Annotated in this window: 17 protein-coding genes, 1 tRNA gene and 3 pseudogenes; 11 read left to right on the top strand and 10 right to left on the bottom strand. The window is 63.8% G+C overall.

Going from position 1 to position 23,186, the window contains the following annotated elements:
- Positions 1–28: 28 nt before the first annotated feature.
- The 3 genes from AZC_RS16845 (at position 29) to AZC_RS16835 (ending at position 2,382) form a co-directional block, all read left to right on the top strand.
- Complete coding sequence (locus AZC_RS16845; RefSeq protein WP_012171792.1) at positions 29–310, top strand: hypothetical protein; 282 nt, start codon at positions 29–31, stop codon at positions 308–310.
- A gap of 117 nt (positions 311–427) precedes the next feature.
- On the top strand, positions 428–2,059 hold the full coding sequence (locus AZC_RS16840; protein WP_012171791.1) for a GMC family oxidoreductase: 1,632 nt from the start codon (positions 428–430) through the stop codon (positions 2,057–2,059).
- A complete protein-coding gene (locus AZC_RS16835) occupies positions 2,056–2,382 on the top strand; it encodes a hypothetical protein (RefSeq protein WP_012171790.1) in 327 nt (108 codons plus the stop codon). Before AZC_RS16840 ends, AZC_RS16835 begins: the two co-directional genes overlap by 4 nt.
- Positions 2,383–2,385: 3 nt before the next feature.
- On the opposite strand, the gene AZC_RS16830 is transcribed toward AZC_RS16835, so the two are convergent.
- Both AZC_RS16830 and AZC_RS24500 read right to left on the bottom strand, forming a co-directional pair.
- The gene (locus tag AZC_RS16830; protein WP_043879510.1) at positions 2,386–3,093 is read right to left on the bottom strand and encodes a glutathione S-transferase family protein; all 708 of its coding nucleotides are present in this window, start codon (positions 3,091–3,093) and stop codon (positions 2,386–2,388) included.
- A gap of 147 nt (positions 3,094–3,240) precedes the next feature.
- A complete protein-coding gene (locus AZC_RS24500) occupies positions 3,241–4,878 on the bottom strand; it encodes a TetR/AcrR family transcriptional regulator (protein ID WP_012171788.1) in 1,638 nt (545 codons plus the stop codon).
- A 686-nt stretch (positions 4,879–5,564) separates the two neighbouring features.
- Between AZC_RS24500 and AZC_RS26145 the strand changes: the two genes are divergently transcribed.
- The 3 genes from AZC_RS26145 to AZC_RS26140 all read left to right on the top strand — a co-directional run bounded on the left by AZC_RS26145 (position 5,565) and on the right by AZC_RS26140 (position 9,218).
- Positions 5,565–8,567 carry a DNA translocase FtsK gene (locus AZC_RS26145; protein ID WP_244421731.1) on the top strand — a complete coding sequence of 1,001 codons (3,003 nt, stop codon included), beginning with the start codon at positions 5,565–5,567 and terminating at the stop codon, positions 8,565–8,567.
- Between the two features lie 151 nt (positions 8,568–8,718).
- Positions 8,719–8,795: transfer RNA gene (locus AZC_RS16810), tRNA-Arg, on the top strand.
- Between the two features lie 255 nt (positions 8,796–9,050).
- Complete coding sequence (locus AZC_RS26140) at positions 9,051–9,218, top strand: hypothetical protein (protein ID WP_244421730.1); 168 nt, start codon at positions 9,051–9,053, stop codon at positions 9,216–9,218.
- Positions 9,219–9,371: 153 nt separating this feature from the next.
- Here AZC_RS26140 and AZC_RS26135 read toward each other — a convergent pair.
- A pseudogene (locus AZC_RS26135) lies at positions 9,372–9,455 on the bottom strand (hypothetical protein); the annotation flags it as partial.
- A gap of 109 nt (positions 9,456–9,564) precedes the next feature.
- On the opposite strand from AZC_RS26135, the gene AZC_RS16800 reads away from it, so the two are divergent.
- Positions 9,565–10,712 (top strand): IS3 family transposase gene (locus AZC_RS16800; protein ID WP_148209869.1). Its coding sequence is split into 2 segments (ribosomal slippage): positions 9,565–9,829 and positions 9,829–10,712, totalling 1,149 coding nucleotides; the frame shifts between segments, so codons are not numbered across the junction.
- On the opposite strand, the gene AZC_RS16795 is transcribed toward AZC_RS16800, so the two are convergent.
- Genes AZC_RS16795 through AZC_RS16775 form a run of 5 tightly spaced genes read right to left on the bottom strand, consistent with a single transcriptional unit; the run spans position 10,709 to position 17,020 of the window.
- A complete protein-coding gene (locus tag AZC_RS16795; RefSeq protein WP_012171785.1) occupies positions 10,709–12,139 on the bottom strand; it encodes an AAA family ATPase in 1,431 nt (476 codons plus the stop codon). The two genes, AZC_RS16800 and AZC_RS16795, sit on opposite strands and share 4 nt — an antisense overlap.
- Entirely contained in the window at positions 12,136–12,351 is a 216-nt protein-coding gene (locus AZC_RS16790; protein ID WP_012171784.1) for a hypothetical protein, read from the bottom strand. Before AZC_RS16790 ends, AZC_RS16795 begins: the two co-directional genes overlap by 4 nt.
- A gap of 22 nt (positions 12,352–12,373) precedes the next feature.
- The gene (locus AZC_RS16785; protein ID WP_012171783.1) at positions 12,374–14,965 is read right to left on the bottom strand and encodes a DEAD/DEAH box helicase; all 2,592 of its coding nucleotides are present in this window, start codon (positions 14,963–14,965) and stop codon (positions 12,374–12,376) included.
- 4 nt (positions 14,966–14,969) lie between these two features.
- On the bottom strand, positions 14,970–16,700 hold the full coding sequence (locus AZC_RS16780) for a site-specific DNA-methyltransferase (RefSeq protein ID WP_012171782.1): 1,731 nt from the start codon (positions 16,698–16,700) through the stop codon (positions 14,970–14,972).
- Positions 16,697–17,020 (bottom strand): HigA family addiction module antitoxin, encoded by a 324-nt coding sequence (locus tag AZC_RS16775; protein WP_012171781.1) that lies wholly within the window; start codon positions 17,018–17,020, stop codon positions 16,697–16,699. Before AZC_RS16775 ends, AZC_RS16780 begins: the two co-directional genes overlap by 4 nt.
- A gap of 281 nt (positions 17,021–17,301) precedes the next feature.
- Between AZC_RS16775 and AZC_RS16770 the strand changes: the two genes are divergently transcribed.
- The 4 genes and pseudogenes from AZC_RS16770 to AZC_RS26420 all read left to right on the top strand — a co-directional run.
- The gene (locus AZC_RS16770; RefSeq protein WP_043879509.1) at positions 17,302–18,927 is read left to right on the top strand and encodes a hypothetical protein; all 1,626 of its coding nucleotides are present in this window, start codon (positions 17,302–17,304) and stop codon (positions 18,925–18,927) included.
- A gap of 74 nt (positions 18,928–19,001) precedes the next feature.
- Positions 19,002–19,762 (top strand): IS5 family transposase gene (locus AZC_RS25155; protein ID WP_148209868.1). Its coding sequence is split into 2 segments (ribosomal slippage): positions 19,002–19,335 and positions 19,335–19,762, totalling 762 coding nucleotides; the frame shifts between segments, so codons are not numbered across the junction.
- Positions 19,763–19,866: 104 nt separating this feature from the next.
- A pseudogene (locus AZC_RS25150) lies at positions 19,867–20,812 on the top strand (IS630 family transposase).
- Between the two features lie 430 nt (positions 20,813–21,242).
- Positions 21,243–21,509 (top strand): annotated as a pseudogene (locus tag AZC_RS26420) (integrase core domain-containing protein); the annotation flags it as partial.
- A 28-nt stretch (positions 21,510–21,537) separates the two neighbouring features.
- On the opposite strand, the gene AZC_RS25145 reads toward AZC_RS26420, so the two are convergent.
- Both AZC_RS25145 and AZC_RS16745 read right to left on the bottom strand, forming a co-directional pair.
- Positions 21,538–22,335: a 4'-phosphopantetheinyl transferase family protein gene (locus AZC_RS25145; protein ID WP_081434028.1), complete on the bottom strand. Its 798-nt coding sequence runs from the start codon at positions 22,333–22,335 to the stop codon at positions 21,538–21,540.
- Entirely contained in the window at positions 22,332–23,186 is an 855-nt protein-coding gene (locus tag AZC_RS16745) for an alpha/beta hydrolase (protein WP_012171774.1), read from the bottom strand. The genes AZC_RS25145 and AZC_RS16745 overlap by 4 nt, the downstream gene beginning before the upstream one ends.

Genomic DNA, 23,186 nt, shown 5'->3' with positions numbered 1-23,186 from the left:
CTCCTATTGCAAAAGGGGGATTGCCGACGTGACCGGTTCATCTGCAAACGTGATTTCCACGGACGAACTGCAAATCCGACGGCTGCTGAAATATGGAACGCCGCTCTCGGCACAGGAGCGGGAGGAGGCCCTCTCGCGCATCGAAGCCGCGGTGCGGCGGCTCGACGAACTCGCTCTCGGCGGCGCGGACCCGCTGATCGACGGGGTGGACCTCCGGGGCCTCATTGATGCCGCAGCGGCGTGTTCGGCCCTCGCGGGCCGCTTCGGGCAGGACCCGGCGGATGCCCGGTCCGAAGACGAATTGCCCTAGCGTTTCCAACGGTCCGTCGCCCGCGCCTTTCGTCGCCCTTGCCCAAGCCTCAGCCTGACGCCACAGTCGGCGCCAAGCCGGCGCAAGTCCGGATGAGTCCCATGGGAGGAATGCGGGATGCCTCAGGCCACCGGCTCGGGCGAAACCTATGATTATGTGATCGTCGGCGCAGGATCCGCCGGCTGCGTTCTGGCCAACCGCCTCTCGGCCGATCCGAATGTGCGGGTCGCGGTGGTTGAGGCCGGAGGGCGCGACAACTGGATCTGGTTCCACATTCCCGTGGGCTATCTCTTCGCCATCGGCAATCCGCGCGCCGACTGGTGCTTCAAGACCGAGCCGGAGCCGGGGCTCAATGGCCGCGCGCTCTCCTATCCCCGCGGCAAGACCATTGGTGGCTCCTCGGCCATCAACGCCATGATCTACATGCGCGGGCAGGCGGCGGATTACGACCACTGGCGCCAGCTCGGCCTTGCCGGCTGGGGCTGGGAGGATGTGGAGCCGCTCTTCAAGGCGCATGAGGACCATTTCCTCGGCCCCAACCCCCATCACGGCAAGGGCGGGGAATGGCATGTGGAGTTCCCGCGCATCACCTGGCCGCTGCTCGACGTGGTGCGGCAGGCCGCGGACGAGGATGGCATCCGCGCCATCGACGACTTCAATACGGGCGACAATGAAGGCGCCAGCTACTTCCACGTGAACCAGAAGCGGGGCCTGCGCTGGAGCGCCGCGCGCGGCTTCCTGAAACCGGTGCTCAACCGGCCTAACCTCGACCTCATTACCACGGGACACGTGGAGAAGGTGCTGGTGCACGAGAAGCGCGCCACCGGCATTCGCGTGCGGGGCAAGGACGGCCTGCGCACGCTCAACGCCCGCCGGGAGGTGATCCTGGCCGCAGGGGCGCTTGGCTCGCCGCAATTGCTGATGCTGTCGGGCATCGGTCCGGCCGAGCATCTGGCGGCGAAGGGCATCGATGTTGTGCTCGACAGGCCGGGTGTCGGGTCGAACCTGCAGGACCACCTGCAACTGCGTCTTATCTACAAGGTGTCCGGTATCGGCACGCTCAACCAGCGTTATCATTCGCTGTTCGGGCGCATGGGCATGGGCGTGGAATATGCGCTCTTCCGGCGCGGGCCGCTCACCATGGCGCCCTCGCAGATGGGCATCTTCACGAAATCCGGCCCCGAGCAGGAGCGCGCCAATATCGAGTTCCACGTGCAGCCGCTGTCGCTCGACAAGTTCGGCGAGCCGCTGCACCGCTATCCGGCCTTCACCATGAGCGTGTGCAACCTGCGTCCCACCTCGCGCGGCACGATCCGCCTCAAGGGGCCGAACCCGTTGGCGCCGCCGGAAATCCGGCCGAACTATCTGGATACGGAAGAGGATCGCAAGGTGGCCGCGGATTCCATCCGTGTGGCGCGCCGGATCGTCGGGCAGCCGGCGCTCAGGCCCTATCACCCGGAGGAGATGCTGCCGGGGCCTCAGGTCTCCGATACCGATGAGGCGGCGCTCGCCAAGGCGGCGGGCGACGTGGGCACCACCATCTTCCATCCCGTCGGCACGGCGAAGATGGGCCTGCCCTCGGACCCGCTTGCGGTGGTGGACGAGCGACTGCGGGTGTTCGGCATCGCGGGCCTGCGCGTGGTGGATGCGTCCATCATGCCTGCCATTGTCTCAGGAAACACCAATTCCCCCACCATCATGATCGCCGAAAAGGGCGCGCGCATGATCCTGGAGGATGCCAAAGCATGATGAGCCAACGCTTCAAGCGCACGTGGGGTGCTGCTGCCGCCGGACTTGCTCTGGCGTTTCTTGCCGCCCCGGCTGAAGCCTCGAGCCCCGATGCCTGGGCCGAGCTGCATGCCAGGGCCCGCACCGCCTGCATCAAGGCGAGCGGGCTGAAGGAGGCTCGTGCGCTGGGCCAGCCGGTGGACTTCGAGGCCTCCGTGCTGATCCTTGTCGGCGGGCGCTGGCCGCAGGCGCACATGAACAATGCCAGGGGCACGTTCGCCTGCCTCTATGCGAAGGCGGGCGGGACGGCCGAGGCGCAGGAAATCACGCTGCCCCGGCCGTGATCGTTACGCGTCCTGCTCGGTGCAGGCGGCGGCCCGCGCATGGCCGCCAAAGGCGTCGAGCATGCGCTCGCGCCAGCCGTAAACCGGATCGTCCTTCTCCAGCAGGCGCAGCGGGCTGACGCAGCGGGCCCACATGAGGGCGCCAAAGGCGCAATAGTCCGCATAAGCGGGCGCGGCGCCGGAGAGGAACGGCTGTTCGGCCACGACCGTCCGGACGGGCGTCAGGGCCGCACGGAAGGCCGGGATGTGAACGGCCGGATCGCCGGCATGGGTTTCCAGAGGCTGGCCGAAGCGCTTCTCCCGCGAGGCGCGGAAATAGTCGCGGTCCTTCTCATGCACACGGGCCAGGATGTCGAGCGTCAGCAGATGGCGCAGCGGCGCGACGAGAACGGTGTCCGCATAGCTGTTGACGAAGCGGGCATAGGAACGCCCCGTCTCTGACCCGAAGAGGGACGGGCGATCCGCATGGTGCTCTTCCAGATGGAGCGCGATGCGCCAGGAATCCGTAACTGTCTTGTCGCCATCGACGAGCACCGGCACGGTGGCGCCGCCTGAGAAGGCGATCGCGTCCTTTTCCGTGAAGCGCCAGGGACGGCGATCCGCCTCGAGGCCCTTGTGCAGGAGCGCCATGCGGATTTTCCAGCAGTGGGGGCTGAAGCGCAGATCGTCGTCCGCGCCGGTCAGTTCATAGAGCGTGAGGGAAGGGGGCATCGCAACGTCCACTTGAAAGGCGCGTCGTCCGCGCAAGGCCTGCTTTCCTATCAGACCTTCAGGATCGGAGTGAAACAGCGGTTCGCCAATGGAAATTAAAAAGCCGGCGCCCAAAGGCGCCGGCTGGTCTTCAAACGGGCGTCGCGATCAGCGGCCGCGACGACGGGGCGCAGGCGCCGCCGCGCGGCGACGGTCCAGCGCGGGCGCTTCCGTCGGAGCCTTCTCGGTGGCCTTCGCCTTGGCGCCGACCTTGGTGATCGGCTTCGCGGCCTTGGTGGCAGCGGCCTTCGCCGGAGCAGCCTTGGCCGCAGCCGGCTTGGCCGGTTCAGCCTGCACCTCGGGCGCCTTGGGAGCAGCCACGGGCTTGGGAGCCGCCGCAGCCTTGGCGCGACCACGCGAAGCGGGGGCGGCTGAAGCGGCAGCGGGCTGGGCCCCACGGGCCTTGCCCTTGGCCGCAGGAGCGGCAGGCTTGGGGGCCTCGGCAGCCGGCGCTTCCGCAGGCTTGGCAACCCTGGCGGCCTTCTCCGCGGCCTTTTCGGCTTCCAGCGCGGCGGCGGTGCCGGCAGCGGCACCCGCGAGCACGGTGCGGACGACGAGGGCGACAAGCGCGCCCCGATCCTCAGCGACCGGCTGAGCATTCACATGCTTGCGCACCAGGGCGTAGAGGATGGTCGAATGCAGCATCCAGCTGAGTTCCTGGTCCAGCGCGTCCGGGCCGGTGCGATCCGGCAGGCCACGATGGGCATGGATTTCTTTCTGGATGATCTTGAGCAGGCGGTTGCCGTGGTTCTCAAGATAGCGCGCGAACGCCTCGGAGCCAGCAAGGCCAGCATAGAGCGAAATGCGGATCCAGTGGCTGGCATCCACCGCTTCGAGATAAGCGCCGTAGAAGTCCTGCAGGCGCTTCTCCAGCGGGATGTCGCGATCCTTCAGGCGGGCTTCCCAGTCCTTCGACCAGCGCTGGACGAAGACCTCCTCATAGACCGCATTCACCAGCGCCTGCTTGGTGCTGAAGTAGCGGAAGATGAGGCCCTGAGAGATGCCGAGGCGCGAAGCGAGGTCGCGGGTCTGGGCCTCGAAGCCCTTCTCCGCGAAGAAGGCGACGGCCGCATCCAGGATCATCTGGCGGCGGACCTTCGGGTCGAGGCGGCTGCGGAGAGCCTCCTGAACGGCCTTGGCGGTAGCAGCGACCTTCGCGCGGGCCGGGGCGCTCGCGGCGGGGGCTTTCACCGGGACGGCGGTCTTCGTGGCCACCTTCTTCGTGGCAACCTTTGCGGGAGCCGGCTTCGTGGAGGCCGGCTTGGCGGCGGCGGTCTTCGCCTCGGTCTTGGCGGGCGCGGGAACCGGCGCCTTGGCCTTCACGCTCGCCGCGGCCTTCGAGACGGCAGCCTTCGGAGCGGCCTTCGCCGTAGTCTTGGCGGCCGGCTTCGAGGTGGGCTCGGCGGCCTTGGCAGAAGGCTTGGCCGCGGCGGCCTTCGCGGAAGGTGCCTTGGCGGCCGGCGCAGCGGCCTTGGCTGCCTTGCTGGTCGCGGGCTTCGCAGCTGGTTTGGCCGACGCCGTCTTCGCCGCAGCGGGCGTCGCGGCGGCTTTGGCGGCCGGTGCCTTTGCGGGCGCCGCAGGCTTCGCGGGGGCGGCGGGCTTGCCTGCGGCAGCCTTGGCGCCGCGCGTTCCGGCGGCCTTCGGCGCCGGGGCGGGCACAGCGGCCTCGACCGGCGTTGAGCGCTTGGTTTCGCGGGCAGCGCGCGCCGGGGTGGCGCGGGACGAGGTTACTTTACGCGGTGCCAAGGTGAATTCCTCTTCAGGGAAGTGGTGCCGCCCAGCGCCTTCACGAGGCAGCCCAAAACGACAGTTGATCCTATTTTACCGCCATTCAATCGTAATGACAACACGTTCAGCTCGTATTGAGTTCGGAATTACTGTTCAACCTCGGGTCGAGGGGCTGAAATATGGCTCAAACGCGATCAGGACTGGCCGGTGGGCGGTCGTGATAAACGAGATGCTCTGTGATCATATGCTTTGCAGACATTCAAGTTCTGCAACTCGTATGCCACAATCTCGCCTCGCTTTCGCTTGGCTGCGGTCTTCTTTGGAAACCGGGAGTGGCCGCCCTGGCGGCAAACGGTGACGGGGTGATCATTACGACCCAGCCGATACCGGTCTTCGGGCTGGGTAGTGACGTTGCGTGAATTTGCCGGCCGGGTGATCGTCGGGGGGGGGGGGGGGGGGGGCGTGCGGTCGGCGTGCGGCGCTGTAGCCTCTGGGGATGACTCCCGCTTCGGAAGGCGGCCCCAACCTCCTCTTAACGCACCCGCGCTAAGCCTTGGGGAACCAGCCGTTCCAGCGAACGGCCTGCTGGACCCTGGATGAACATGCCTTCTTCGAATCCTCCTCCGAAGTCGAACTTTCCCCGCTTCTCGGCAGGCCCGGCGACTGGCGATTCCCGCGGCCTGGCCTATCCGGATTCCACGGCCATGCGCATGCAGTCCACGACGGCGCATGTGTCGGTCACCCCGTGGATCGCCAACGAACTGGTGCCGAGCTGGCTGAAGCCCTTCACGCTCGATGCCAACACGCGCTTCACGCGCACCCCGGAATATCTCTTGCGCCCGCGCGCGAAGGCGGCCGAGAAGCCCACCCAGCCCGCAGCACCCCGTGGCGAGATGCCGGCGGTGCCGCCGCCCGCCGCCCCATCCGCGCCGCAGGCCCGGCGGGCGGAACCCAAGCGCATGGACGAGGCCGCATCGGGCTTTGCCTTCGCCGAGCGCAACTGGTCCTTCATCGCCGTCGAAGATGACGTGGACGAGGTGCCCGCTCCTCAGCAGGCACTCGTTAACCATGAATCGGCGCCGGTCGCAGCTTCGGAGCCCGTGGCCGATCCGGCCCCGCTCGCCGACGAGGCGGCTGAGCGCGCGGTCGAAGACGGGATGACGGCACCGGAGGGGCTGGTCGAGGAGGGGGAAGCGCAGGCGCTTTCCGTCGTAGAGGTTGAGGACGAAGACGCGCTGATGGACCACGAGGACGCGATCCTGGAAGACGATCTGTTGGATGCCGACGAACTGGAAACGCTCGCGGAAGACGAGGACGAGGCATTCGAGGAGATGGACGACGCCGAGGCTGATGCCTCCTGCGCGCTTCACGATGTGCCTCAGACCTTGCTGGCGCTGAGCAGTCTCATTGTCGTTGGTGACCTCGCCCTGCCGGAACCGGCGCAGGATCAGGACATTTCGCCCCTCGACCATGAGGACATGCTTGAGGACGACGAAGACTTCGCCGAGGACGATCTCCTCGAGGATGAGGAGGGCGAACTCGAGGCCGATACGGACGCCGACGAGACCGTCGACGAATATGATGAGGATGAGGACGACACCGAGGCTGAAGCCGAAGTCCTTGAGGATGATGAGGTAGACGAGGGGGTCGAGGCGGATTTCGACGACGAAGACGCCGAGGAGGTGGACGACGAGGACGAGGATGAAGATCTGAGCGAGGAAGAGGACGAGGACTTCGAGGAGGAAGCCGAGTCCGATTTCGACGCCGAGGACGACGACGCCGGCGATGATGAGGACCTCGATGATGAGGACCTCGATGACGAGGGCCTCGCAGACGAGGGCTATGAGGACGAGGAACTGGAAGCGGACGAAGCCGACCTCCAAGGTGAGGCCTTCGACGAAGTCGCCGAGGACGATGGGGCGGGTGAACTGCCGCACGTGCCGCTGCCCCTCGCCGCCACTCCGGCGCCGGTGGTCGGGTTTGCGGGCCTCGGCTGGTCCTTCTATCAGCAGAGCGTCCAGGCCGGTTTCGGTGCGGTGACCGCGCCGGTGCCCGCTGCACCGGTGGCGGCCCCGAAGGCTGCTCCGCAGCCCGTGCCTGTTCCGGCCGCGCGGCGCCCCGAGGCCGCTCCCGTGCCGGCGGTCGCCGAGACGCTGGCGGATTCCGATCTGTCGGACATGGATGGCTACCAACTGCCCTCCCTCGACCTTTTGGCCGAGCCGCCGCAGGTGGAGCCGCCCTATGACCTTTCCGAGGAATATCTGGAGCAGAGCTCGCAGCACCTGCAGCAGATCCTTCGCGACTTCGGCGTGCGCGGCGAGATCATCGACGCCAATCCCGGTCCTGTGGTCACGCTCTATGAACTGGAGCCGGCCCCCGGCACGAAGTCATCCCGCGTCATCGGTCTTTCCGCCGATATCGCCCGCTCCATGAGCGCCATCTCCGCCCGCGTGGCTGTGGTGGAGGGGCGCAACGTTATCGGTATCGAGCTGCCCAACCGGGTGCGCGAAACCGTGTGGCTGCGCGAGATGCTGGCCGGCCCGGCGTTCGCCGAAGCGCGTGCCAAGCTCGGCCTGTGCCTCGGCAAGACCATCGGTGGCGAGGCGGTGATCGCCGACCTCGCCAAGATGCCGCACCTTCTGGTGGCAGGCACCACCGGCTCGGGCAAGTCGGTCGCCATCAACACCATGATCCTGTCGCTGCTCTACCGGCACGCGCCGGAAGCCTGCCGCCTGATCATGATCGATCCGAAGATGCTGGAGCTCTCCGTCTACGAGGGCATCCCGCACCTCCTCACGCCCGTCGTGACCGACCCCAAGAAGGCGATCATCGCCCTCAAGTGGGCCGTGCGCGAGATGGAGGAGCGCTATCGCAAGATGAGCCGCCTCGGCGTGCGCAACATCGACGGCTTCAACGCCCGCGTGGCCGAGGCGCGCGAGAACGGCGAGGTGATCACCCGCATCGTGGAGCGCGGTTTCGACAAGGAAACCGGCGAGATGGTGAGCGAGGAGGAGGTGATGGACCTCACCTCCCTGCCGTACATTGTCATCATCGTGGACGAGATGGCCGACCTCATGATGATGGCCGGCAAGGAAATCGAGGGCGCCATCCAGCGTCTCGCCCAGATGGCCCGCGCCGCCGGCATCCATCTGGTGATGGCGACCCAACGCCCCTCGGTGGATGTCATCACCGGCACCATCAAGGCCAATTTTCCCACCCGCATCTCCTTCCAGGTGACCTCGAAGATCGACAGCCGGACCATTCTGGGCGAGATGGGCGCCGAGCAACTGCTGGGGCAGGGCGACATGCTCTACATGGCCGGCGGCGGACGCATCATGCGCGTGCACGGCCCCTTCGTCTCCGACCATGAGGTGGAGAAGGTGGTGGCCCATCTGAAGACGCAGGGGCGGCCGGAATATCTCGATGCCGTCACCTCCGAGGAGGACGAGGAGGTTCCGGCGGAGGACGATGTCGCCGTGTTCGACAAGTCGTCCATGGGCGACGAGGGCGACCATTACGAGCAGGCGGTTGCGGTGGTGCTGCGCGATCGCAAGGCGTCCACCTCCTACATCCAGCGCCGGCTCCAGATCGGCTACAACAAGGCCGCAAGCCTGATGGAGCGGATGGAGCAGGAGGGCATTGTCGGCCCCGCCAACCATGCCGGAAAGCGCGAGATCCTCGCGTCCCGGGCGCCTGCCCCCCGCTGAAGGCGGCTTACCCCTGCCCCCGGCGCGGGGCAGGGCGTTGCCCCGGCAAGAGCCGGGGCTGTGGAAAGCGTTGGGTGGCGCGCCAGCCGGTTGCCGCCCGGCCCGACTTGCCGTATGAACGGCCTGCATCGCCCGCGCGGCGGTGCCCGCGGCACCCGTAGCTCAGCTGGATAGAGCGTTGCCCTCCGAAGGCAAAGGTCGCACGTTCGAATCGTGCCGGGTGCGCCATTTCAGAACAGAACTATGAACGCCGAACGCCGCCTTTTCTACGCTTGAAGCGGCGACCAGCGTTCGCAGCAATTCCAACTTCGATCCCATGATGCGAACCTCGTCGTCTGCGACCTCGACACGCTGCGCCAGCGCGCGCAGGTGGTCGCGGCGGTAGCCGCCATCGTCGAGCCGTATGCGTTCACGGGCCTTGCGGGCGAATCTCTTAAGCATGTCGGGGCTGACGCCCTGATTGCCTGAGCTGTCGAGTGCGAGTTGCGTGCGCTCAGCGTCGGCGGCAGCTTGATCCCGCAACGCCTTGAGGCTCGCCATGCGCTCCTTCGCCATGGCGTCGTCCTTGTCGATCATGCCGGCTTCGATGGCGTCAAAGAGACGGCCGAGCCGCTGGTCGGTTTCCGTGATTCGCCTGTAAAGCTCGGCTAGATGTTCGCGGCGGCGCTCGGTGCGCTCCTGCCGGCGGTCGATAACGCTGGCGAGCACTGTTTCCAGCCGCTTGGGCTGGAGCAATCGATCCCCGATGTGATCGGCGACAAGGTTGTCCAGCTTGTCCATTGGGATCGTTCGGCCCTTGCAGCCGGTCTCGCCCTGCCGCGCCTTGGTGGAGCAGGTGTAGTAGCGGTATGTCGCGCCCGTGCTGCCCCGGCCGGTGCGTAGCGTCATCGCGCCCCCGCACTTGGCGCAGAAGCAAATGCCGGTCAGGAGCGTGGCCTGCCCCCTGAAAAGTGGTCCTCCGTGAAGTAGGCTTTTTGAGCCTTTGGAGGATGGCGCGATGGCGCAGAAGAAGCACAAGCCGGAAGAGATCGTCGCGAAGCTTCGGCAGGTCGACGTTTTGGTGTCGCAGGGGCGTCCGGTTGCGGAGGCGATCCGGGCCATCGGGGTGACGGCGTTCACCTATTATCGCTGGCGCAAGGAGTTCGGCGGGCTGAAGAGCGACCAGGTGAAGCGGCTAAAGGATCTGGAGAAGGAGAACGAACGGCTGCGCAAGGCGGTTTCGGACCTGACGCTGGAGAAGCTGATCCTGAAGGAAGCCGCGTCGGGAAACTTCTAAGCCCCGCCCGTCGCCGTCGCTGCATCGCGCACGTCGTGGCCAAGCTCGGCGTATCGGAGCGGCTCGCGTGCCGGGTTCTGGGGCAGCATCGATCCACGCAACGCAAGGTGCCAGTGGGCCGTGCCGATGAGGCGGGCCTGACCGCGGACATCATCGAACTGGCCACCCGATACGGTCGCTATGGCTATCGGCGGATCACGGCATTGCTGCAGGCGTCCGGCTGGGTGGTGAACGTGAAGCGGGTCGAGCGGATCTGGCGGCGGGAGGGGCTCAAAGTGCCAAGCAAGCAACCGAAGAAGGGGCGCCTGTGGTTCAACGGCGGGTCCTGCCTGCGGCTGCGGCCGGAGCATCCCAACCATGTGTGGTCCTATAACTTCGTCGAGGATCGCACCCACAACGGGCGGAAGTTCCGCATGCTGAACGTGATCGACGAGTTCACACGGGAGTGCCTGGCCATCCGCATTGACCGCAAGCTGAACTCGACCGCGGTCATCGACGTGCTGACGGACCTGTTCGTGCTGCGGGGCGTGCCCAGCCATATCCGTTCCGACAATGGCCCGGAGTTCATCGCCAAGGCGGTGCGGGACTGGATCACGGCCGTCGGGGCCAGGACGGCCTTCATCGCGCCCGGCTCGCCGTGGGAGAATGGCTATTGCGAGAGCTTCAACTCCAAGCTCCGGGATGAACTGCTCGACGGTGAGATCTTCTACAGCCTGGCCGAGGCGAGGATCGTCATCGAGGACTGGCGCCGGCACTACAACACCGAGCGGCCACACTCCGCGCTCGGCTACAAGCCTCCGGCACCGGCCGTTATCGTGCCGCAGGTGCCGCCAACATCAAATGCGCCCAACAGGCCCACAATGCATTAGACACAAGCCGGACCACTCAATAGGGGCAGGTCACGGGTGACGGCGACCAGCGACGGCGGCAAGCTGGCTTGCAGCGTCGCGATCTCGGCATTGATTGCCGCGAGCACGTCAACCCGCTTCGCTTCGAGCGTGCCAAGCGCATCTTGTGCGCGTTCCAGGTCCGCCGTCGAAACCGACGACTGGCGCGCGGCCAGCGTCAGGACCGGCGCGATGCGATCAGCGTCCACAACGCCAAGACGCGCCTGCTCTTCAAGCTGCCGGAGCTTGCCAACGCATCCCGCGCTCTGCACCTGCCGTTTCAGCTCCGCGTCGAACTGATCGGCCTCGTCGTAAAGCGCGATCTTCGCTTCCAGTTGTTCCTGAAGCGGTCCGTCGCCAGCCTTTTCGCAGACAGGGCAGACCTTCGGATCGTGCCAGTCCGCACTGTTCACAACCGACAGCGCGCTTTTCATTAAGGCGTGCAGGCTGGCGGCACCGACTTTGCGCATCGCATCGTCGCGCGCCTTGGCCGCCGTCACCAGCGCGTCGATCTCGGCAAGTTCCGCCGCCGAGACCTGCAAGCCGCCGAGCGTCGTGACGGCGGTGTTGAGGCCGTCGAGAGTTTTCCGCGCCGCGCCGCCTTCTTCCTGATCGACGATCTTTTCAGCGGCGTCAAAATCGAAGTCCATCACCGAGGCGTTGGCGAGCAACGGCGCGAAAAGCGCGATGCCCGCCAGTCCGGCCGTCACCTGCGCTTTCAGCGCGGCTGTATCCGCCATCTGGCCGCCGGCCGCGCCGGTTACTTCCTGATGTGCGGCGAGGATGCGCTGTTCAACGGCCCCCAAGGCGCGGTTTTCGGCGGTCACTTCGGTGTAAAGCGTGGACAGCCCAAGATCGCCATTGATGTTGCGGGTGTTCTTGGCCCCGTCGAGCGCCTGCCGGAGCTGGGAATACCGGCTCATGCCGACCAGCGAGGCGAAGGAGCGCCCGCGCTCCAAGGCCGAGCAGTCCACGAGGGAGGCAAAGCGCGGGTAATCGACCAGCACGAAATCCTCGCAAAGATCGGCGAGGAAGCTGTCCGGATCGGCGTGGCCGGAAGGAGACGTGACGACCCGTCCGCCCGCCGCCGTCCGGGTGACGGTTATCGACACATCGGGCGTGCCGTCATCGCTCTTGAAAACAAGGGCGACCGTCGCCTGTTGCGCCGGATGGAACTTGTTGACGATGTAGCTGGCACCCTGTTCGGCGTCCTGCATCCCTTCCAGGCGCGGCACCGTGCCGTGCAGGGCGAAGTGCAGCGCTTCGAAGATCGAGCTTTTTCCGACCCCATTGGGCGCATGGACGGAATTGACGGCATCGTGCTTGAACTTCAGCACGAGGGGATCGCCGTCATTATTGATGCCGCGAAATCCCTCAATGGCGGCAGAGGCGAGAAAATACCGGCTCATGCCGCAGGCCCTTCCGGCAGGCCGTCGAGCGCGGCGAGGACCGCCCGGTTGAACTCCTGAACGGCCTGACGGGTGCGCGTCGCATCACCCTCGCGCGCCAGCAGGGCCAGATTGTCGAAAAGAATGCGGGCGCAATCGGCATCGATGCGCTCCGCTTCCGCCCGGAAACGGGCAAGGTTGTCCGAGAATGACAATGCCGGATCAAATTCCATACGCCCCCCCAATACCGCGCCGTCAGAGATACGCGGGCAGTTTCGCCTTCCATTCGCTCATCAGGATCAAGGTGCCTTCCACGGTCTCGCCGTTGTTGACCAGTTCCAGCTCGCCGACCGGAGTTGCCTCGTCCCATTCGAAATGGTCCGAGAGGAACGCCAGCGCCTCGCGCTTGTACGCCGTGTCGAGGTTGTCGAGCTGGTCGCCCTTGGTTTCCAGCACCGTGATCCGCTTCGCTTCGCCATCGCGCTGAACGGCGAAGATGAAATCCGGATAAATTTTGGCCTTCTTCCATCCCTGAATGCCGTATTGCGTCCGCGCGACATTGCGGTGCCACCAGGCCAGCGTCTTTTCGCCGTCGAGATAGACCGCCACATCCCGCTCGTCGCTGTTCAGCTCGTTCTCGTAGACCGGCGCGAAAAGACTCTTTTCGAGCGGGCCGCCCGCGCGGTTCAGGAGCTGGCGCGCGTTCTCCGGTTCCGTCGTTTCGATGCTGAACGGCATTCGCCAGTTGCGGCCATCGAGCCGCAAGCGGAACTGGATGCGTCCCGCCGCTACCTCGGCCTTGAACAGGGCTTCGGCGCGCGCGTTCCGCGCCGCTTCGAGGCCCTTGCGCAGCTCTTCCACGATCAGGCTAGCGAGCAGGCCGAGCTTCGCGTCATCGAAGCCCCGCGCCCGCAGGGCCGCAACCGTCGCGCCGACAATCTCGCGGCCGACGAAGGGATTCGGCACGATGTCGGAAATCATCCGGACGGCATGCGCCGGATCGAAGGCGAGGATTTCCGCGTTGGCGGCGACAGTCTCGCCGACGAACAATTCGTCGCCGTCCTCGGCAAGCCTGATCCGTTGGAGCTGGCTTTCCGCCGCCTGTGCGTTTTCGGGCACCCGATCCGCGATGTCCTGCGGATCGAAGCCCCGCCAGTCGAGCGCGGAAAGCACATCCGTCTCGTAGTCCAGCTCGCGCGCGTCGCCGCTTTCCACCACCATCACCTTGGGCAGGTAGATTTCCGTGGAGGCGAAAGCCGGGCGGCGATTGATCGTGCGGGCAGTCTTACCGGTCCCGCTCTTGTCGTCCTGCGTCACGCGCAGGACCAGATCGCCGAGGCCGTCCTGTTCGAGGCCGTCTTTAATGGCACCGACGACCGTCGCAGTATCGGCGTGATGCGTGATGACGTGGCACTCATCGAGCGCTTCAACGTCCGTTTTGAGCGCGCCGGGCTGGCGGAGAATGCGGCCGACAAGCTGGGTCATGGCCTTGAGGTTGGCGCTGGCCGCAAGGCTGCACAGCACATAGGCGAAGGGGCAATCCCAACCTTCTTGCAACGCCTGTTTCGTGATGATCGCCCGCACCCGGTTGGTGGGCGAGAGCAGGTCCTGATTTTCGGGATCGTTGAGGTCGTTTTGCTGGGCGGTTTTAATCGCGATTTCCGCCTGGTCGAAACCCGCCGTCAGGAGCCAGTCTTTTACATCTTCCGCATGGATATGGCCGCTTTCGCGCTGATCCGCGCCCGTGCGCTCGACCTGGATCAGCATGATCGGGCGAATATAGCGGCCCGTATCGGCCCGCAATTGCCGGGCTTCGGCATCGAGCGCGTTGAGCTTGGCAAGCGCCGCGTTCAGCGTCGCCTTCCAGTCATTGCCCTGCCGGGGATCAAGGTTGAGCGGCATCTTTATCATGCCTTCACGGTCCAGCTCGCGCCCCGTCACTTCCACCAGCACATTGGCATAGCGGCCTTCGCGCGGATTGCGGCCGCCACGCGGCTGCACATCCTGCGGCGTGGCCGTCAGCTCCAGCACGAAACACGGGTTGAATCCGTAAAGCGTGCCGAAAGCGAGATCGGAAATGGCGCGGTGGCCCTCATCCATCACGACCACGGGCCGGATGATCCGAAGGGCGTTCCCGAGGGAGTCCTTCACCATCGGGAACATGCCCGTATAGGCGGAGAGGTTCGGCGTGCGGTCGATGACGGCCTGATGCGCCTGTTGTTCGCCTTCGGGCGGGAAGAAGCCATGCACGTCGCCCCGGTCCTGAAACATTTTCAGGGAATCCTGCGTCTCGCGGTTTGCGGATTGCAGCATCAGCAGCATGATGCAGAGATTGCTTTCCACGTCCCGCGCATCGAGCCGGTCAGTTTTCTCCATGATCTTCACACGCCCCGCCGCCGCGCGGTCAAGCGCCTGGCGATAGGGGTGCTGGCGATCCTTCAGATGCTTGAGCGTCTGCGTATAAATCGCCTCGTTCGGCACGATCCACAGGACGAAGCCGGTGTTGCGGTCGAGATAGCGGCCCATCACCCGCGACACCGCAGAGACGGCGAGCCAAGTCTTGCCACCGCCGGTAGGCACTTTCAGCACGGCGTTGGGCACTGGCCGCTCGCAGCCGTCCATGCGCGGCGAGAACGGAATAGCCGCGCGCGAAGCGGGCAGCTTGTTCGCAGCCTTCATCGCTTCCCAAGCGTCCTTCGCAAAATCCGGAATGGCGAGGCCAAGGTCAGGGTCTTGTTCGGCGAGCGCTGCCACCTTGTCTGCACGTGCTTTCTTCTCCTTCAAAAGGTCGAGATAGGCATCGAGCGTAGAGAGCACGCGGTCCTGATAATCGAGCTGGCGAAACATGGCGTCAGCTCCGGTCTATGCGGTAAAGCGCGAAGGGCAGCGGCACGAACTCCACAGGGATGTTCTGTTCCGCCAGCATCTTCTGGCTCACGAAACGCGCCGGGGCGAAGACAAGGTGCCGCTTGTCCGGATCGGAGGCGGCGAATGCCTTGGCGCGCGCCAGCGTCAGTGCCGCTTCCGGCGATTTCAGCCAGTCGAGATCGGGCTTGTAGATCAGCCAGACATGCTGGCCTTCTATGGCACCGAGATAGAAATCATCCTCCCGCACGGCTGCGGGATCGAGCGCGCGATTGGTCGCCATGTGGAACAGTGCCGCGCCGAGACCGGCATAGGGCGGCAGGGTTTCACCGCTCAGCACCTTATCCAGCTCCACGGGATCGCCGAGAGTGCAATAGGTGAAGGTGCCGCCGAGGCCGGTTTTATACTCGTCGTCCTTTGAAGTCGGAACGCCCTGGATAAGGCGGCGAACACGCTCTGCCGTCAGTTCGTCGGCATAATCTTCCATTTCGACAAGGATAAACTTCCGATTTCCGCCATCCCTCTCGTTCAGTTTCATGACCGCCTGCGCCGTCGTTCCGGAGCCAGCAAATGAGTCGAGAACGACAGCATCCGGGCCAGCGGTGTATGAAAGAAGCCACTCAATAAGCGTGTAGGTCTTTGGATTCTTGAAGGCTTGCTTCGACTCTGGGAAAATCTTTTTCAGCTCATTCGCGCCGCGCCGACCATCTATTTCAATGATCCCCGGCATCTTCTCCTTGTAGTCCTTCACGTAGGTCTTGAGGCGGATGAGCTGATCGGGATCGTCGCTGAAAATGATGCGGTCCTGCGCAAGCAACTCGTCGCGGGTGTCTTCAGGAAAGCGGTATCCCATGAGCGGTTGCGGCACCAGTTTCTGGGTCTTGGGATTCATTAAATCCCAGCGATAACCCTCACGGCCCGGGTTGTGGACGCTTCGCGAGGCAGTGAAAATCCCGCCCCGGTCGATCTGATTATACTCCTGCAAGGGGCCGAGTTGCGGCTTATGCAGTCTAAACCATTCCGTATATTGTGATGAAAGCTCATCATCGCTTAAGTTAGCGGCCAAAAGCTCCTGTTCCTTCGCAAGAAGGCAATCTTTCAGGTCCGACCACGGAGAACTCCAGATAGGTGCAACGCCATCCCGCTCCAAGCAAAATACATGAACATACTCATGTTCAATTGCGATATTCGTTGGATTATTATCTGTCGCATTCTTCCAGATAATGGTGCCAAGATGAGGGTTGCTTTTCGGATTGTTATTGTCGCCAAATGTGGCGTGCAGAAGATGCTTGAACAGAGCGACCTCGTTATCGTCGATGCTCGCAAAAATGACTGCCCCCGGCTTCATGAGGTCGCGTAAGAGCTGAAGGCGCGGCCACATCATGCACGCCCACTTGTCATGCCGAAGCGTGTCATCGACGGTGATCGGATTGCTATCGAGCCATTCCTGAATCACCGGCGAATTGACTTTGTCGTTATATGACCAATCGCTCTTGCCGGTATTGTAGGGCGGGTCGATATACACGCAATCTACCTTGCCCGCATAAAGCGGCAGGAGCGCCTTCAGAGCGTGCAGATTGTCGCCGTGAACGACGAGATTGCCGTCGAGCGCAACCGGGCCAATGCCCTTGCTTTCATCGGGCACCAGCGGACGGAAGGGCACCGCCAGATGGTGGTTATAGACAAACTCTTTGCCCTTGAAACTCAGCTCCGTCATGCTCGACCCTTCGTATTCATTCCTGTGTATCGCTCGACCTTGATCTCCGCTTCCCGCCTGCGGGCCTGCGCAATGTCGTAGCTGTTCTGCATGCGCATCAGCGTCTCCATCGGTACGCCGAAGGCCTTTTCAATCCGGATCGCCATTTCCGGCGACAGGTGCGCACGCTCGTTCAGAAGCGCCGACAAGGCCGGTCGCGTAACCCCCAACGCCTCTGCCGCCTCGGTCACGGACAAGCCGAGCGGTTGCAGCACCTCATGCTTGACGAAACCGCCAGGATGGGCGGGCGTCTTCAGCCGAAGGTCATGCTCATCGGTCATCGCGCTGCCCGTTGAATGTTCATCGATTCGGATGCAGCGTATCGGACGTAACGTTTCCTGTAAAGTGACGCTTTACGGAACATGGCGGTGCCAGGCACCTATTTTCGGGCGCGAAAGCAGGCCAAAAGCCCGCCTCCAAAAAACCATTGTGACAGAGACCAAAAAATCGGACCCAGAAACAGCCATCTAAGCCATTGATTTAAAACAATTCTGAACACATCGTCGAAAAACGAGGCCGTGAAGGTACTTGAATTAATAAATTAAGTAGTGTGACATGCCCTATGGCCAGCGTTGCGCAGTACCTTTCCGAGCATGGTCCCTCACGTTCCTCACGGATCGTTGAGGCATTTGTCGCATCTGGTTTATCCGCAGAGGCAGCGCGTCAACGCGTATCGCGAGCCAAGCCGCCGGTCCGCAGCTTTCCCGTTCCGCTCCTGCCTAAACGCGAGGCGTTCCTCTATCTGGAGAAGGACCGCAACGGCGAACGGTTCTGGCAAAATTTCCTGCGCGATCTCCGCGAAACCAATTCGATTACGGCGGCGGCTATCGACGGCGTGATCGCTCGAGGCGGCATAATTCCTGTCGAGCAATTCGCGGTTGTAAGCGGTGCGACGGTCAGGCCTAAGACCGGGCAAGTCCCGGCTGATACGGTCGCCAGGCGTCTCATAAAGTCCGACTTCCTCAAGGAATTCCACGACCCGGAATATGGCCGCTGTTTCCACACGGCTCCGAGCTTGGCCATGGGCACACCCGCTGCCATGCGGGCGCGGGACATTACGGAACGTGTCTTGCTGGATGGCCTGCGCGAATGGTGCCGAAAAATTGGCCTCGCGAGCTACAACGCCATCCGCATCCGGGGCGACGAAGACTTGAAGCCGATCGGGCCTTTCGCATTCGATCTTGCCGGGCCGAGCTATCTCCTACCGTTGCAGGGATCGGCAAGCAAACCGGGTTTCGTTGTGGCGGACGTTTTCGCCGAAGGCATTTTGACCGTCCATGAGATTCAGTTCTTCATCCGCAAAGCTCGCGTTCTCAAAGCCAGCTTCAAGGATATCGGCATTCTGTCGATCATCGTCGCGGAAGGCTTCACGGGCGAAGCAATGACCGCAGGACATGCGGCGGGCGTTATGCTGGCAACCCCCAAAGACCTGTTCGGGAGGCGTGTCGGGGAGGCAATCGCCTCGCTCTGCGAAGTGCTCAAGAATGCCGCGAAATATGCGTCATCGAGCCCCGAACGCCTCACCATGCTGTTGAACAACCTGTTTGATATCGAAGGACGCAACAAGAACCTTCGGGGCATCCTGTTTGAGATGGTGGCGGGCTATCTTGCAAGGCGCACAGCCATGACGATGGATATGGGCGTCACCGCCAAAGACCCGAGCACCGGGAAGACAGCGGATATCGACGTTCAGACGATCACCAACCAGAACGCAATCGTCACGGCCATTGAATGCAAAGGTAAGGAGCCGGGCGGTGCGTTGAGTCTGGCAGAGGTGGAGGAATGGCTCGCGAAGATTCCCACATTCCGCGCTCATTACGCTCAGCACGGGTATTTACGCGAGGCAGAGCAGCGCTTCGAAATCTGGACGAGTGGCAGCATCGCACCTGATGCGCTGGCGAAACTGAAAGAGGAACAGGTCCGCCGCGTAAAGGCGAAGATCGACTGGAAGGACGGCGATGCGGTTCTGGCGCTGGCGAGGGCGGGCAAAGAGAAGGCCCTTGCCGACGCTCTCAACCAGCATTTCTTCCGTCACCCTCTTGCCGAAGTCGCCAAGCAATTCGAAGCCGACGAGGCCGCAGGAAAAGTGCAGTCATGGATGGCTCCTACGAAATCTAAACCGCCTGAGTTCAAAGGTCCGGCGATTGAAGTCGTCTCGTTGGATGACGAGTTGGACGCCGCCGAGTGACCTAGGCTCAGGACCCATTAAACGGCTTGCGTGATGTGTTGCGGGTTGATTCATTGGCGGCGGAGGAGCCGCCGATGAGTGACCTGTTCTGGCTGACGGATGAGCAGATGCAGCGGATCGAGCCGTACTTTCCGTTGTCGCATGGTGTGCCGCGCGTGGATGATCGGCGGATCGTGAGCGGCATCATTTTCGTGATCCGCAACGGCCTGCGTTGGCGGGATGCGCCAGCGGCATACGGTCCGCCCAAAACGATCTACAATCGGTTCATCCGCTGGAGCCGGATGGGGGTGTTCAACCGCATCTTTGCGGGGCTGGTAGCCGAGGGCGGGCTGCCAGATCAGTTGATGATCGACGCCACGCATCTGAAAGCGCACCGGACGGCAGCCAGCCTGCTCAAAAAGGGGCTTTTCCCCGATGTATCGGGCGCACCAAAGGAGGGCTGAACTCCAAGCTGCACGCCGTCTGCGATGATCGTGGTCGTCCCCGCGTCATGTTGCTCACCGAAGGGCAGATGAGCGACTACAAGGGAGCGGCCCTCATGTTCGAGGCGATGCCACCCGCTCCGGTGCTGCTTGCCGATCGCGGCTATGACGCCGACTGGTTCCGTCACGCGCTCGCCGCACGCGGCACCGCCGCCTGCATCCCGTCACGCAAGGGGCGCAAATTGCCGATCCCCCATGATGCAACCCTCTACCGGCGTCGCCACAAAATCGAAAACATGTTCGGCCGCCTCAAGGACTGGCGGCGCATCCACACCCGCTATGACCGATGCGCACATGCCTTCATGTCCGCCATCGCACTCGCCGCGTCCGTCATCTTCTGGATCAATCAATGAGTCCTGAGCCTAGAGCAAAATCCGATCAGCGTGAATCGCTGAGGGATTCCCAAAGGGAGTGAAGTCTGATTCATGCTCGTTTCCGGCGAGGGGAGGCCGGTCAGATGGGCAAGCCGTTATCGATGGACCTGCGCGAGCGAGTTGTTGGTGCCATTTCGCAGGGCATGTCGCGCCGGGCGGCCGCGGCGCGGTTTGGGTCAGCGCAGCCAGTGCAGTGAGGTGGGCGGCACTTCAGCGCGATCAGGGAAAGCCAGCGGCCAAGCCACAGGGCGGTGACACGCGCTCGGCCACGACCGAGGCCAAGGCGGCGCGCATCTGGGCGCTGTACGAGGCGGCTCCGGACATCACTCTTGCCGAGCTGCGCGAGGGGCTGGCCGCCGAAGGGATCGCGGTTGCAGTATCGACCCTGTGGCGCTTTTTCGCCCGCCACGGGCATACGCGCAAAAAAAGACCGGCCATGCGAGCGAGCAGGACCGCCCCGACATCCTGAGCGCGCGTGAAGCCTGGTTCGATGGTCAGCTCGACCTCGATCCGGAAACGCTGATCTTCGTCGATGAGACAGGTGCCAGTACGAAGATGGCACGCCGCTATGGACGCGCTCCACGCGGCGAACGGCTGCGCATGGCTGTACCGCACGGACACTGGATGACGACCACGTTCGTCGGGGCTTTGCGGCTCTCGGGCATGACCGCACCGCTCGTCATCGACGGACCGATGACCGGGGCGTGGTTCGAGGCCTGGGTTGCCCGGGTACTCGCTCCGACGCTGAAACGGGGCGACGTTGTGATCCTGGACAACCTGCCCGCCCACAAAAGCGTCGTGGCGCGGGAGGCGATCGAGGCAAGGGGCGCCCGGCTGCTCTTCCTTCCGCCTTACTCGCCCGACTTCAATCCGATCGAAAACGCCTTCGCCAAGCTGAAAGCACTCCTGCGCAAAGCCGCTGCACGCACCGTCGACGATCTGTCCCGCGCCATCGGTGCCGCCATCGACACCTTCACGCCCGCCGAATGCGCCAACTACTTCGCCGCTGCCGGATACGATGCATATTGATCGGAATCTGCTCTAGCGCCCAACATCCGAATTGCCGCCGATAGCCACATAAATTCCGCTGAAAACCGCTGGCTGCCGCAAAATCATGGATGTCTGAACAAACTGCCGGCCCGAAGCGAATGCGCTACTCGTTGCGCCGTGGAGAGCCGCCAGTGGCAATGTCCCGGCGCTGTAGCGCCGGGTCCGTAGAAACACATGGTGAAAACGAATAGACCGGAACTCATTGTAATCCCATTGGTTCCGGTCAATTTCCAAACCCTGATTTATAGGGCTATGGAGTAAACGTAGTTGTCATCTTCACCCGGTGGGGCGCGCCAAATTCCGCCAATTCCCCTCCACAGTGCGCCATGGCCACGAACCTGCGACTTTATGTCTAAGGTTCAGATTCGTTCAGAGCCAGAAGGCCCTGGCGAAGCGCTACGAAGTCAGCCCGACGACGATCCATACGGTGCTGACCGACAACGGCCAGCAGTTCTGCGATGCACCGCGCAGCCGATCAGGTCCGACCGCCCGTTGCAGCCGGCACATGTTCGATCGGGCCTGCGACGAGCACGGCATCGAGCATCGTCTGACGAAGCCGAACCATCCCTGGACCAATGGTCAGGTCGAGAGAATGAACCGGATCCTGAAGGACGCGACCGTCAAGCGCGACCATTACGAGAGCCACGCGCAGCTCCGCACCCATCTGCAGAGCTTCGGGGCGTTTCGGTCCGGAACTCTCATGGTCATATCTCGGGTCGGGCCGCCCCGGCCCCCGTTGAGATAAGACGCCACGTGGTACATGCCGAACCATTGTCAGAATTCATGCTGTAGAGATGGGGAAGTGGGCCGGCTCCGTCCACACTTCTGCGGACAATAGCGCAACGTCCACCGCCGGTGGGCTCCTGGAGCCAGATCTGCCACTTGCTCGCGTCTAACTCAGCACCATCGAAGCAGACCCCTAGACCCCCCTCCACCGGTAACGTCACTTCGACCCGGTTCATGCCGCCTGCCAGTCCTGATCCGTGAGCTTTCAGAAAGGCTTCCTTTATTGTCCAATATTCGAGGAAGCGCGAAGGACGAGAACACTGGCGATCCCGTTGCAGATTCGCTCGTTCCCGCTGGGTGAATGCGTCCTCGCAGTCATCTTCGGCCCCTTCCGGCGCCGCCGTTTCAACGTCGATCCCCAGTTCACCGCCCCAAGCCAGCGCGCAAACGGCTAGGTCTGCGCTGTGCGAAAGACTGAACCTCAAGAGATGTCCCTCCGCGGGCAGGTTCAGGGCCACGGGTCGTCCGGCGGGCTCGGCTCCGAAAAGCCAATGAACGGGTTGCCCCCCTGCATAGGCGGAGAGTGCGCGGCGCAGCAGCATTCGCGAGCCGACATACTGTGCCTGCACATGGGGCAGCAAGAAACGTTCGGCACGCATGCGTTCATGCTCGGGCAGAAAAGCACGCGCAGCAAGGCTTGCGTGCGGCGACAGGTCTGTCGTCCAGACGTGCACTTCACCCTGCTGAAGGCCGTTGAGCAATTCCGGCACCGTCATGGCGCATCGGGACCGAAGGCGAAGCGGATGGCCCGGTTGACCGCCACCGGCAGGACGGACATATGCGTCTCGCCTTCGAACAGGACGAACTCGGCCTCGATTTCCGGCCGCTGTCCAAGGCGGTCGGCCATCTCGCGGGCATTGTCCACCACGCGGTTGGCGGCATAGCGCGCCCGCCGCTGCTCCCTGTCGTCAAGGCGCTCGTGGAACGGAGCCAGGGCCTGCTCATACTCCGCCGCCGCCAGCAGTACGCGCGTGCCCGTGCCACCACTGAAGCGTGTCTCGGATCCCAGCACCACGGCATCCTCCCACCAGATGGCCGGGCTGATGGAGATCCAGTTGGCAAAGGCCTCGGGCCTCGTGAACAGCGCATGCAGCACGAACAGGCCGCCGAAGGAATGGCCGAACAGGGCCTGCCGTGCACGATCGAGGGGAATGCGCCGGGCGATCTCCGGCTTCAGCTCCCCCTCGATGAAAGCGAGGAAATCATCGGCGCCGCCTGTGCGCACGTCCGGGCCGTCTGGCGCGTGCGGTGGGTAGGTCTTGCCCGGTGGCGGGCCCATGTCCCAGGAGCGGCGCACGCTGTCATAGGCGGCGTCTGTCGGATAGCCGATGGCGACGATGGCTGCCTGCCGGATGCCGGTGCCGGTGGGGTAGTCGGCCTGCACGCGGATAGCCTCGACGGCGGTGCCGATCACCGCATTGCCGTCCAGCAGATAGAGCGCGGGCCAGCCCGCCTCCGGCGCCACGCTGGGCGGCACGCGCAGGAAAATGCGATAGGGCGGTCCTCCGGCCTTGGGCGCGAGATCGAAGACGATGGTTTCAGGAATGGAAGGGGCGTTTTCGGTCAT

The organism is Azorhizobium caulinodans ORS 571, from assembly GCF_000010525.1.
GTDB lineage: Bacteria > Pseudomonadota > Alphaproteobacteria > Rhizobiales > Xanthobacteraceae > Azorhizobium > Azorhizobium caulinodans.
Note: the sequence above shows the minus strand (reverse complement) of the source record. Positions and strands in the feature narration are given on the sequence as shown.

Excerpts from the sequence above, each read along its gene's own strand:
- AZC_RS16840 (WP_012171791.1), top strand. The coding sequence starts at position 428 with ATGCCTCAGGCCACCGGCTCGGGCGAAACCTATGATTATGTGATCGTC.
- AZC_RS16835 (WP_012171790.1), top strand. The coding sequence starts at position 2,056 with ATGATGAGCCAACGCTTCAAGCGCACGTGGGGTGCTGCTGCCGCCGGA.
- AZC_RS16830 (WP_043879510.1), bottom strand. The coding sequence starts at position 3,093 with ATGCCCCCTTCCCTCACGCTCTATGAACTGACCGGCGCGGACGACGAT.
- AZC_RS26145 (WP_244421731.1), top strand. The coding sequence starts at position 5,565 with ATGCGCATGCAGTCCACGACGGCGCATGTGTCGGTCACCCCGTGGATC.
- AZC_RS16795 (WP_012171785.1), bottom strand. The coding sequence starts at position 12,139 with ATGAGCCGGTATTTTCTCGCCTCTGCCGCCATTGAGGGATTTCGCGGC.
- AZC_RS16790 (WP_012171784.1), bottom strand. The coding sequence starts at position 12,351 with ATGGAATTTGATCCGGCATTGTCATTCTCGGACAACCTTGCCCGTTTC.
- AZC_RS16785 (WP_012171783.1), bottom strand. The coding sequence starts at position 14,965 with ATGTTTCGCCAGCTCGATTATCAGGACCGCGTGCTCTCTACGCTCGAT.
- AZC_RS16780 (WP_012171782.1), bottom strand. The coding sequence starts at position 16,700 with ATGACGGAGCTGAGTTTCAAGGGCAAAGAGTTTGTCTATAACCACCAT.
- AZC_RS16775 (WP_012171781.1), bottom strand. The coding sequence starts at position 17,020 with ATGACCGATGAGCATGACCTTCGGCTGAAGACGCCCGCCCATCCTGGC.
- AZC_RS16770 (WP_043879509.1), top strand. The coding sequence starts at position 17,302 with ATGGCCAGCGTTGCGCAGTACCTTTCCGAGCATGGTCCCTCACGTTCC.
- AZC_RS25145 (WP_081434028.1), bottom strand. The coding sequence starts at position 22,335 with ATGACGGTGCCGGAATTGCTCAACGGCCTTCAGCAGGGTGAAGTGCAC.
- AZC_RS16745 (WP_012171774.1), bottom strand. The coding sequence starts at position 23,186 with ATGACCGAAAACGCCCCTTCCATTCCTGAAACCATCGTCTTCGATCTC.